General features: G+C 65.9%; 8 protein-coding genes. 2 read left to right on the plus strand and 6 right to left on the minus strand.

Annotated elements, in window-relative coordinates:
- The 6 genes from BDIM_RS15120 to BDIM_RS15145 all read right to left on the minus strand — a co-directional run.
- A partial coding sequence (locus tag BDIM_RS15120) for a biotin/lipoyl-containing protein (protein WP_040346380.1) occupies window positions 1–259 on the minus strand: 259 nt, incomplete at its 3' end.
- Window positions 260–314: 55 nt separating this feature from the next.
- Entirely contained in the window at window positions 315–3,335 is a 3,021-nt protein-coding gene (locus BDIM_RS15125; RefSeq protein WP_040346382.1) for a 2-oxoglutarate dehydrogenase E1 component, read from the minus strand.
- Window positions 3,336–3,734: 399 nt separating this feature from the next.
- Window positions 3,735–4,637 (minus strand): succinate--CoA ligase subunit alpha, encoded by a 903-nt coding sequence (gene sucD / locus BDIM_RS15130; RefSeq protein WP_003166454.1) that lies wholly within the window; start codon window positions 4,635–4,637, stop codon window positions 3,735–3,737.
- A gap of 46 nt (window positions 4,638–4,683) precedes the next feature.
- The gene (gene sucC / locus BDIM_RS15135) at window positions 4,684–5,874 is read right to left on the minus strand and encodes an ADP-forming succinate--CoA ligase subunit beta (protein ID WP_003166455.1); all 1,191 of its coding nucleotides are present in this window, start codon (window positions 5,872–5,874) and stop codon (window positions 4,684–4,686) included.
- Between the two features lie 164 nt (window positions 5,875–6,038).
- Window positions 6,039–7,412, minus strand: a complete 1,374-nt coding sequence (locus BDIM_RS15140) for a spinster family MFS transporter (RefSeq protein ID WP_003166456.1) — start codon at window positions 7,410–7,412, stop codon at window positions 6,039–6,041.
- A gap of 135 nt (window positions 7,413–7,547) precedes the next feature.
- Window positions 7,548–9,770 carry a TonB-dependent receptor gene (locus tag BDIM_RS15145; protein WP_040347188.1) on the minus strand — a complete coding sequence of 741 codons (2,223 nt, stop codon included), beginning with the start codon at window positions 9,768–9,770 and terminating at the stop codon, window positions 7,548–7,550.
- 177 nt (window positions 9,771–9,947) lie between these two features.
- Here BDIM_RS15145 and BDIM_RS15150 point away from each other — a divergent pair, with 177 nt between their 5' ends.
- Window positions 9,948–10,676: a TetR/AcrR family transcriptional regulator gene (locus BDIM_RS15150; RefSeq protein ID WP_003166459.1), complete on the plus strand. Its 729-nt coding sequence runs from the start codon at window positions 9,948–9,950 to the stop codon at window positions 10,674–10,676.
- Window positions 10,673–11,257 (plus strand): histidine kinase (locus tag BDIM_RS18170; RefSeq protein WP_050796752.1); only part of this gene is annotated, 585 nt, incomplete at its 3' end. The genes BDIM_RS15150 and BDIM_RS18170, both read left to right, overlap by 4 nt.

Genomic DNA, 11,257 nt, shown 5'->3' on the forward strand with positions numbered 1-11,257 from the left:
CCGAGGCCGAGGCGGCGGCCGCGCCGCCTTCGGTCACGGCGCCCAGCACCGTGCCGGGAACGACGGTGTCGCCCTCATTGGCGTTGATCGCCGACAGCACGCCGTCGGCGGGGGCGACGACTTCCAGCGAGACCTTGTCGGTTTCCAGCTCGACCAGGACTTCGTCCTTCTTCACGGCGTCGCCGACCTTCTTGGTCCACTTGGCGATCGAGGCTTCGGCGACGGATTCACCGAGGGCGGGGGTGAGGATATCGGCCATCTTCAGTGTCTTTTCGTGTCTGAACTTTGCTTGTTTCTTAGGTCAGGCGCGGCGGTCAGGCCATGGCCTCGGCGAGGAAGGTCTCGAGTTCCTTCAGGTGGCGGCTCATCAGGCCCGCGGCGGTCGAGGCCGAAGCCGGGCGACCGACGTAGCGCGCGCGCTTGGCCTTCACGTCCAGCTTCTCGAGCGTCAGCTCGATCCACGGGTCGACGAAGGTCCAGCCGCCCATGTTCTTGGGCTCTTCCTGGCACCAGACCAGATCGGCGTTGGGGAAGCGCGCCAGTTCCGCCGAGATCGACTTGATCGGCCACGGATAGAACTGTTCCAGACGCAGGATGTAGATGTCGTTGACGCCCGCCTTTTCGCGCGCGTCCAGCAGGTCGTAGTAGACCTTGCCGGAACAGACGACGACCTTGCGGATGTCCTTGTCGGCCTTGAGCGTGACGCCCGCCACCGACGGACGCAGCTCGGCGTCGTCGCGCAGCACGCGGTGGAAGGACGAACCCTCGGCCATGTCGGCCAGGGTCGAGACCGCCTTCTTGTGACGCAGCAGCGACTTGGGCGTCATCAGGATCAGCGGCTTACGGAACGAGCGGTGCAGCTGACGACGCAGGATGTGGAAGTAGTTGGCCGGCGTCGTGCAGTTGGCGACCTGCATGTTGTTCTCGGCGCACTGCTGCAGGAAGCGCTCAAGACGGGCCGAGGAGTGCTCGGGGCCCTGGCCTTCATAGCCGTGCGGCAGAAGCATCACGAGACCGCTCATCCGCAGCCACTTGCGCTCGCCCGACGAAATGAACTGGTCGATCACCACCTGGGCGCCGTTCACGAAGTCGCCGAACTGGCCTTCCCACATGGTCAGGGTGTTCGGATCGGCCAGCGAATAGCCGTACTCGAAGCCCAGCACGGCCTCTTCGGACAGGGCCGAGTCGATGACTTCGAAATGGGCCTGGCCGTCGCGCAGGTTGTTCAGCGGGAAGTAGCGCTGCTCGGTCGTCTGGTCGGTGATGCCCGAGTGACGCTGCGAGAAGGTGCCGCGGACCGAGTCCTGACCCGACAGGCGGATGTTGTAGCCTTCGTCCAGCAGGCTGGCGAAGGCCAGGCTCTCGGCCGTGGCCCAGTCGATGTTCTCGCCGCTCGACACCGCATCGCGACGACCGTCGATGACGCGCTTCAGCGTCTTGTGCACGTCGACGCTGTTCGGGATGGTCGTCAGGCGGTGGCCGTAGTCCTTGAGCTTGTCGGCCGCGACGGCGGTGTCGCCGCGCTGCGCGGCGTCATCGGCGACCTCGGCGCCCAGGCCCTTCCACTCGCCGTCCAGCCAGTCCGCCTTCTTGGCTTCAAAGGTCTTGCCGGCCTCGAACTCGGCGTCGAGGTAGGCCTCGAAGCGGGCGATCTCGGCGTCCACCTCGGCCTGGGTGATGACGCCCTCGGCGATCAGGCGCTTGGCGTAGATCTCCAGCGTCGACGGCTGGTTCTTGATCTTGGCGTACATCAGCGGCTGGGTGAAGGTCGGGTCGTCGCCTTCGTTGTGGCCGAAGCGGCGGTAGCAGAACATGTCCACCACCACGTCCTTGTGGAACTTCTGGCGGTATTCGGTGGCCACCTTGGCGGCGAAGACGACCGCTTCGGGATCGTCGCCGTTGACGTGGAAGATCGGGGCCTGGACCATCAGCGCCACATCCGACGGATAGGGCGACGAGCGCGAGTTGCGCGGGCTGGTCGTGAAGCCGATCTGGTTGTTGATGACGAAGTGCAGGGTGCCGCCGGTGCGGTAGCCCTTCAGCCCCATCAGGGCGAAGCATTCGGCCACCACGCCCTGACCGGCGAAGGCGGCGTCGCCATGGATCAACAGCGGCACGACCTTCGAGCGGTCCAGCACCCATTCGGCGTCCGGCTTGCCCAGATTGACCTCGGCCTCGCGGATGTCGAAGGCCTGCTTGGCGCGCGACTTGCCCAGGACCACCGGATTGACGATCTCCAGGTGCGAGGGGTTGGCCGTCAGCGACAGGTGGACCTTGTGGCCGTCGAACTCACGGTCGGACGAGGCGCCCATGTGGTATTTGACGTCGCCCGAACCCTCGATGTCCGAGGGGACCGAAGAGCCGCCCTGGAACTCGTGGAAGATGGCCTTGTACGGCTTGCCCATGACGGCGGCGAGCGTGTTCAGACGACCGCGGTGGGCCATGCCGAAGACGATCTCGTCGACGCCCAGGGCGCCGCCGCGCTTGATCACCTGCTCCAGGGCCGGGACCATGGCTTCGCCGCCGTCCAGGCCGAAACGCTTGGTGCCGGGGAAGCGCTTGTGCAGGAAGCGCTCGAAGCCCTCGGCCTCGGCCAGCTTCTTGAAGATGGCCAGCTTGCCTTCCTTGGTGAAGGCGTTCTGTTCGAACTTGTCCGGACCTTCAAAGCGCTGTTGCAGCCAGGCCTTCTCGTCCGGCTCGGCGATGTGCATGAACTGCACGCCGATGTTGCCGCAATAGGTGCGCTTGAGGATTTCCAGCACCTGGCGGACCGAGCCGGTCTCCAGGCCCAGCACGCCGTCCAGGAAGATCGGGCGGTCCATGTCGGCGGCGGTGAAGCCGTAGAACTCGGGCGTCAGCTCCGGGTTCTCGATCGGCTTCTCAATGCCCAACGGGTCGAGGTTGGCCTGAAGGTGGCCGCGCACGCGGTAGGCGCGGATCAGCATCAGGGCTCGGATGGAATCGTGGGCGGCGGCGCGCACGTCGGCGGCCGAAACGGCGCCCGAAGCGTCAGCCGCCGGAGCCGCCGGGCGCGGGCCGGGTTTGCCGGCGGCCTTGGGGTCGATCTTGGGGGCGGGCCAGCGGCCGTCGAACACGGCGGTTTCCTCGGTCGGCTCGGACGCGCCCGAGCGACCCCAGGAACCGGCGGCGGCCGACTGCTTCACCAGGTCGGCGTTGTCCTTCAGCTGATCGAAGAAGGCGCGCCACTCCCCCGACACCGAGCCGGGGTCCGAAGCCCATTTTTCGTGCAGGTCCTCAATGAAGGCGGCGTTCGCGCCATAGAGGAAGGAGGTCTCGGCAAAGACCTGGTTCAGCCGACCCGCATCGTCCGCCATTTTTCTCTCAATCGTCCCTTTACAACCGCCCGCGCACAGCCGCGCGGAGAGCAGCGCCGTTCATATAGGCCCTGTTTCCTTACTGGTCATGACCGAAGGGAGGCGGACCGGGTGGAATTTGGTCGAATCGGCAAGAAAAAACGCCCCCGGACGATTCCGGAAGCGTTACAAAAGGTCACACGGCGCGAAAAACACCCCCGGAACGCGGATAGATTAGACTTTGGTCCAATCCGCCGGCCCGCCTGACGCCGAACCCACCCTTAAGTGAATCCGACGCTCATGCAGCGAGCGACCGCGTCGCGAGCATAGCGCCGCGCCTCTCAAAAAGGCGCTGAAGCAGCGAGCCGCCGCGCGGCGAGCGATAGCGCCCGCACGCGCAGCGTGCGCTGCTGAAGGGCCTCAGCCCTTCAGCACTTCAACCAAGGTCGCGCCTAGACGCGCCGGTGACGGCGAGACGCGGATGCCCGCAGCCTCCATGGCGGCGATCTTGGATTCCGCATCGCCCTTGCCGCCCGAGACGACGGCGCCGGCGTGGCCCATGGTGCGGCCCTTCGGAGCCGTACGGCCCGCGATGAAGCCGGCCATCGGCTTCTTGCGGCCCTTCTTGGCTTCGTCGATCAGGAACTGGGCGGCGTCTTCTTCAGCCGCGCCGCCGATTTCGCCGATCATGATGATGGACTCGGTGGCGTCGTCGGCCAGGAACATCTCCAGCACGTCGATGAACTCAGTGCCCTTGACCGGGTCGCCGCCGATGCCGACGGCCGTGGTCTGGCCCAGGCCCTCGTTCGTGGTCTGGAACACGGCTTCATAGGTCAGGGTGCCCGAACGCGAGACGATGCCGACGTTGCCCTTCTTGAAGATGTTGCCCGGCATGATGCCGATCTTGCACTCTTCGGGGGTCAGGACGCCGGGGCAGTTCGGGCCCAGCAGGCGCGAGTTCGAACGGTCCAGGCGAGCCTTGACGCGGACCATGTCCTGCACCGGGATGCCTTCGGTGATGCAGGTGATGAAGGGGATCTCGGCGTCGATGGCCTCAATGATGGCGTCGGCCGCGCCTGCCGGCGGGACGTAGATGACCGTGGCGTCGGCGCCGGTGCGCTCCTTGCCTTCGGCGACCGAGGCGAAGATGGGCAGGGTTTCGCCGTGCGAGCCGGTCCAGGTCTGGCCGCCCTTGGTCGGGTGCACGCCGCCGACCATCTTGGTGTTGTAATAGGCCAGCGCCTGTTCGGTGTGGAAGCCGCCGGTCTTGCCGGTCAGGCCCTGGACCAGGATCTTGGTGTCTTTGTTGACGAGGATGGACATGTGTCTGTGCTCTGAATTCTGTGTGTCTGCTGGGCGGTAGCGGCGCTTACGCGACCGCCGCGACGATCTTCTGGGCGGCGTCGTCCAGGTCGTCGGCGGCCTGGATGGTCAGGCCCGACTCGTTCAGGATCTTCTTGCCCAGCTCGGCGTTCGTGCCTTCCAGACGCACGACCAGCGGCACCTTCAGGCCCACTTCCTTCACCGCAGCGACAACGCCCTCGGCGATGACGTCGCACTTCATGATGCCGCCGAAGATGTTGACCAGGATGCCCTCGACCTTCGGGTCGGCGGTGATGATCTTGAAGGCCGCGGCGACCTTGTCCTTGCCGGCGCCGCCGCCGACGTCGCAGAAGTTGGCGGGCTCCTTGCCGTACAGCTTGATGATGTCCATCGTCGCCATGGCCAGACCGGCGCCGTTCACCATGCAGCCGATGTTGCCGTCGAGGGCGACATAGGCGAGGTCCCACTTCGAGGCCTCGATCTCCTTGGCGTCTTCCTCGGTCTCATCGCGCAGGGCGCGGATGTCTTCGTGGCGGTACAGGGCGTTGCCGTCGAAGCTGACCTTGGCGTCCAGAACGCGCAGATGGCCGTTCTCCATGACGATCAGCGGGTTGATCTCGAGCATGTCCATGTCCTTCTCGACGAAGGCCTTGTACAGGATCGGGAACAGCGACTTGCCGTCTTCGGCGGCGTCGCCCGTCAGCTCCAGCGCCGCGTTGATGGCGGCGACGTTCTCGGCGGTGACGCCGGCTTCCGGGTTGATGGCGATGGTGTGGATCTTTTCCGGGGTGGCGTGGGCCACTTCCTCGATGTCCATGCCGCCTTCGGTCGAGACGACGAAGGCCGTCTGACCGACCGAGCGGTCGACCAGCAGCGAGCAATACAGCTCACGGGCGATGTCGGCGCCGTCTTCGATGTACAGGCGGTTGACCTGCTTGCCGGCCTCGCCCGTCTGGGCGGTGACCAGGGTGTTGCCCAGCATTTCCTTGGCGTGGGCGACGGCTTCCTCGATCGAGAAGGCCAGACGCACGCCGCCCTTGGCGTCGGCGGGCAGCTCCTTGAACTTGCCCTTGCCGCGGCCGCCGGCGTGGATCTGCGACTTCACGACATAGAGCGGGCCAGGCAGCTGCTTGGCGGCGGCTTCGGCCTGGTCGGCCGAGGTGATGGCCACGCCGGCCGCGACCGGGGCGCCGTAGCCCTTGAGGACCTGCTTGGCCTGATACTCGTGAATGTTCATGTCTGATCCGCGCCGTTATGGAGGTTTGTGGAAACTTTGGCCGCGCTTATAGGCGTCGCGCCTTCGCCTGCGCAACCGCCTGTCGTCTTATGGCCTCATGAGGATTTTCTTATGCCGGGCGGCGGGCCGGCCTCAGGCCGCCGCCCGGTCCGTCTTCGGGACGACTAGTCGACCCAGTCCTTCTTGAGCGTGCGCGAGGCGCCGAACAGCAGGGCCGAGGACAGCAGGTAGAAGCCCATGCCGGTGTAGATGGCCCAACGCAGGCTCTCTTCCCCGAAGGTCGGGCGCAGCAGGTCGCTCATCCAGCCGAAGTAGTAGATGCCGACGGCGATCCCCAGCAGGTTGTTGATCAGCAGGAACAGGGCCGAAGCCGTAGTCCGCATGGCGGGCGTCGCCAGATGCTGCACCGCCGCCGTGATCGGCCCCAGCCAGGTCAGGTTCAGCCCCGTCGGGATCAGGAAGATCAAGAAGGCCATGGTCAAGGCCGCGGCGCCGTTGGGATCGGAGCCCGGCATGACGGCGCCCACCACCGCGCCCGAGTTCATCGCCAGGATGAAGCAGGGCACCGAGATCAGGAAGGCGATCGCCGGCGTCAGCGGATAGGCGGCCTTGGACTTCTTGCCCAAGCGGTCGGCCATCGAGCCGCCCAGCCAGATGCCCGCCACCCCGCCGACCAGGACGATGGCTGAATAATACCAGGCTGTCTGCGACAGGGTCAGGCCGAAGCTGCGCATGAAGAAGCTGGGCAGCCAGGCGGCCACGCCATAGCCGCACACCGAAGACGCAGCCGCGCCGAACGACAGCAGCCAGAAGCTGGGCTTGGGCGCCAGGGTGCGCACCACCTCCATGAACGGCGGGGCTTTCGGCGCTTCAACCGGCGCCGCCGCGGGTGCGGCGGGCTCCACATCCAGTCCGCCGCGCTTGGGATCCTTGACCGTCAGGCGCAGCACCGGCGCGACCAGCACCCCCAGGACGCCCACCACGATGAAGGCCGTGCGCCAGCCGTAGGTCGCCGCCAGCAGGCCGCCGACCAGGGTGCCCGCCGCCATGCCCAGCGGGATGCCGAAGGCATAGGCCGCCAGGGCCCGCGCGCGCTGGGACTTGGGAAAATAGTCGGCGATCAGGGAATAGGCCGGGGCCACCCCGCCCGCCTCGCCGATGCCCACGCCCATGCGGCACAGGAACAGCGAGCCGAAGCCGCCCGCCAGGCCGCACAGGGCGGTGAAGCCCGACCAGACGGTCAGGGCGCCGGTCATGATCCACACCCGGCTGAACCGATCGGCCAGCCAGGCGATGGGGATGGCCAGGGTCGAATAGAGCAGGGCGAAGGCCAGCCCCCCCAGCAGGCCGAACTGGCTGTCGCTGAGGTTGAACTCGGCTTTCAGCGGCGCGGCCAGGATGCCGATGATCTGTCGATCCAGGAAGTTCAGCATGTAGATGAGGATCAGGATCCCCAGCACATAGTAGCGATAGCCCGGCGACGCAGCGCGCGCGTCGACCGTCCCCGCATCGGCCTTGGCGGCCTCGATCTGGCTCATGGGCGTTCCCCGACTGGTTTCTTGAGGCGACGGTAGCGGCCCTGCCGCCGCGCGCCACGAAAAAAGAAGGGCGGCGGCTCCCACGAACCGCCGCCCGCGATCAGATGATCAGGCGTTCAGGAGAAATGACCCGGATCAGAACTTGTACTGTAGCGACGCCGTCACGGTACGCGGCGGGCCGTAGTAGCCGATCACGGAGTCGTTGTAGAAATCGCCGACCGGCGTCTTGGCGAAGTTGTAGCCGCCGACGCGGTATTCCTCATCGGTCAGGTTCTTGCCGTACAGACCGACGGTCCACTTATTGCTGGGGTCCGTCCAGACGATGGACAGATCCACCAGGGCGAAGGCTTCCTGGTCCAGATCGGCGTTCGGATACTCGAACTGGCTGTAGTCGTCGCGATAGCTGACCGACGGCGTCACGGCCAACGCCCCACCCGCCAGTTGCCCCTGCCAGGTCAGGCCCAAATAGCCAGTCCACTTCGGGGCGTTCTGCAGCACGACGAGATCGGAGATGTCCTCATACTTCTGGGTGACCAAATTATAGCGAATGAACTTTTCAAACTTGGAGTCCAGGTAGCCGACGGCAAAGTTTGCGGTCAGGCTATCGGTCAGGATCAACGAGCCCTCGAACTCCGCGCCGTGGAACTTGGAGGCGCCGACATTGTCGACGAAGCTGGCGATGCCGCCCGGCGCCGGAACCTGGGTCGTGATCTGCTGGTCCTGGTACTCGTTATAGAAGATCGCCGAAGCGAAGTTCAGACGACGATTGAAGGCTGATCCTTTCAGGCCGATTTCATAGGAATCGACGGTTTCAGGCTCATAGCCGTTAACGGTGTCCGGCGTCAGGATCGCATCGCCGCGCATGTCGAAGCCGCCCGACTTGTAGCCCTTCGAATAGGAGGCGTAGCCGGTGATGCGGTCCGAGAAATCGTAGGACAGCGAGGCCTTCGGCGTGAACTGATCGAAGGACTTGGAGCGAGTGTAGTCCGTGCGCAGCAGGATCGGATTGCGCGCCGCGCCGCCCAGCAGCGGGCTGCGCGTCGCGCCCAGATAGTTGGCGCGGAAGACGTGGCCGGTCTTATCGTCGATCGTGTAACGCGCGCCCAGGCCCAGGTGCAGACGGTCGGTCAGGTCCAGATTGACGTCGGTGAACAGAGCGACGCTGGTCGTCTCCACATAGCCGGCCGTGCCGATCACGATGCCGAAGTTCTGGGCGATCGTATCGAAGGCGCCCGACGCCGTACCGTCCAGATAGAAGATCCCCGCCACGCCCTGGATCCGGTCCGTGCTGAACAACGCCTGGAGCTCCTGGGTGAACTGGTGGTCACCGTACACCGCAGGGATGTCCAGCGTCGGCGCTGGCGTGTTGTCAAAGTCGATCAGGGTGTCCGTGTCGCCGGTGCGATAGGCTGTAATCGATTTGAAGGTCCAGACATCGTTGAGATCGACCTGCGCCGTCAGCGACACGCCCTCGGTCGTGACCTTGTTGCGATCGCCCAAACCGGCATAGGTGTCGTACACGCTTCCCGGTACGCCCGCGCCCGGGCCGACGCCCGGCCGCTCGCGGTGACCGTGACGGGGGTTTGAGCGGTCCTCGACCCGATCATAGGCTAGGCGGAAGAAGGCGTTGTCGTAGGGCTGAAACTCGACGCTGACCCGTCCAGCGATGACATCCTTGTCGTAGTGCTCGGCCCCGGTATTCAGGTTCTTGCCGAAGCCGTCACGGCTGTAACTGGCCACGGCCGCACCGACGCGCAGACGGTCGGTAACGGGCATGGAGCCCTGGGCCAGGAGATCGATCTGATTATAGCTGCCGTAGGCGCCGCGCAGCGTTAGCTCCGGCATGTCCGGATCCAGCCGCGACGTCACATACTTGATGGCGCCACCAACAGTGTTGCGGCCGTATAGCGATCCTTGCGGCCCACGCAGAACCTCGATCCGCTCAATGTCGAAAATGTCGAGCACAGCGCCTTGCGGGCGCGCCACATAAACGTCGTCGACATACAAGCCTACGCCCGGCTCGAAACCCCACAGGGGATCCTGCTGACCGATACCGCGAATAAACGAAATGAGGGTGGAGTTGGAGCCGCGCGCCACCTGCACCGTGGCGTTGGGCGTCTGCTGCTGCAAGGCTGTGATGTCCGTGGCGCCGGTCTGCTCCAGGCGCTCAGCGCTCATGGCCGACACCGACACCGGCACGTCCTTCAGCGCTTCGTCGCGACGGCGCGCGCTGACGATGATGTCGTCGACGGACGAAACCTGCTCGCCGACAGGCGCCGCCTCCTGAGCTTGCGCCGCAGTGGTCATCACGCCGAAAGCGGCGCCCGCCAGCAAGGCGGTCTTCACGAGTCTGTTCATGTGCATCCCAATCTTGTTTCCGGCCCGATCGACGCTTTTATTCAGCGTTCAATGATTTTTTGCATTGGTGACGATCTTTCGCCCGCCTGTCAAACGGCCAAGCCTGATTTCCGTCACGGAAAGGCCCGCCCTGTGGCGCCGTTGCACTAACCCCCAAAGCGCGACTAGCTTCCGGCCATGACGAAAAGTGATCTGCCGCCGCCCCAGATTCCGCCGCTGCCCGCCGCCCCCGCGCGGCGCGGGCGCCCCAAGAAGACCAAGGCGGCCGCGGCGGGCGAGACGCGCGACGCCATCCTGAACGCGGCCGAGGATCTGTTCTCCAAGCACGGCTTCTACGGCGTCACCATCCGCGAGGTGGCGCGCGAGGCGGGCGTGGATACGGCCCTGGTCCACTATTACTTCGGAGCCAAGAAGGAGCTGTTCGACGCCGTCTTCAATCGCCGCGCCGAGGTGTGGAACGCCGAGCGCGTCGCCGCCATCGACCGCTACGCCGAGGCGGCGGGCGACGCCATGACGCTGGAGGGGTTGTTCGAGGCCTTCCTGCGCCCGCCGTTCCAGTGGTCGCTGAAGGGCGGGCCGGGGTGGAAGCACTACGCCGCCCTGGTGGCCCAGACCAACGCCAATCCGGCCTTCGGCGGCGAGACCATGGCCCGCTATTTCGACCCGGCGATCCGTCGTCTGCTGGAGCTGGTAAAACGCATCATGCCCGAGGCGGACGAGGCCGATCTGTACTGGGCCTATCACAATCTGTCGGGCGCCCTGACCCTGACCCTGGGCGAGACAGGCCGCCTCGACCGCCTGTCGGGCGGCCTGTGCAAGTCCGGCGATCTGGACAGCGCCTGCGACTACATGGTGCGGTTCGCCGCCGCCGGCTTCCGCGCCGTCTGCGGTTCGACGCGCGCGTGACGCCTCGACTGGATTTCTCGCCGGGGTCCAAGGCGCGCGACTTCCTGCGCGGCCTGGCGGTGGCCGTCGGAGCGGGCGTCTTCCTGGCGCTCGGCGGGGCCTTCGGCTCCAGCGGCGCGCCGCTGGCGCAGCGTCTGGTCTATTGGGTGCCCGTGCTTGTCGTCGGCGGCCTGTGGGGGCACCTGTGCAGCCTGTTGGTCGAGCGGTTCATCGACGTGGATGCGCGCCCCTGGCTGGGCGCCGCCGCCCTGACCCTGGTCATCACCGGGCCGTTGACGCTCATGGTCTGGGCCATGACCGGCCTGATGTTCGAAGGACGTCTGCGCCACGCCGACGACCTGCGTCACTTCTTCCCGCCGGTCGCCCTGATCACCGCCGTGCTCAGCATCCTGAACATCTTCCTGGGCCGCAAGCAGCCGATCGAGACCCACGCCGCCGCGCCCGGCGCCGCGCCCGCCCGCTTCCTCGACCGCCTGCCGCCTCGCTTACGCGGCGCGCGGCTGATCGCGGTCCAGGCCGAGGACCACTATCTGCGTCTTCATACCGACAGAGGCTCGGACCTGATCCTGATGCGGCTGTCC

It is taken from the genome of Brevundimonas diminuta ATCC 11568, from assembly GCF_000204035.1.
Classification (GTDB): domain Bacteria; phylum Pseudomonadota; class Alphaproteobacteria; order Caulobacterales; family Caulobacteraceae; genus Brevundimonas; species Brevundimonas diminuta.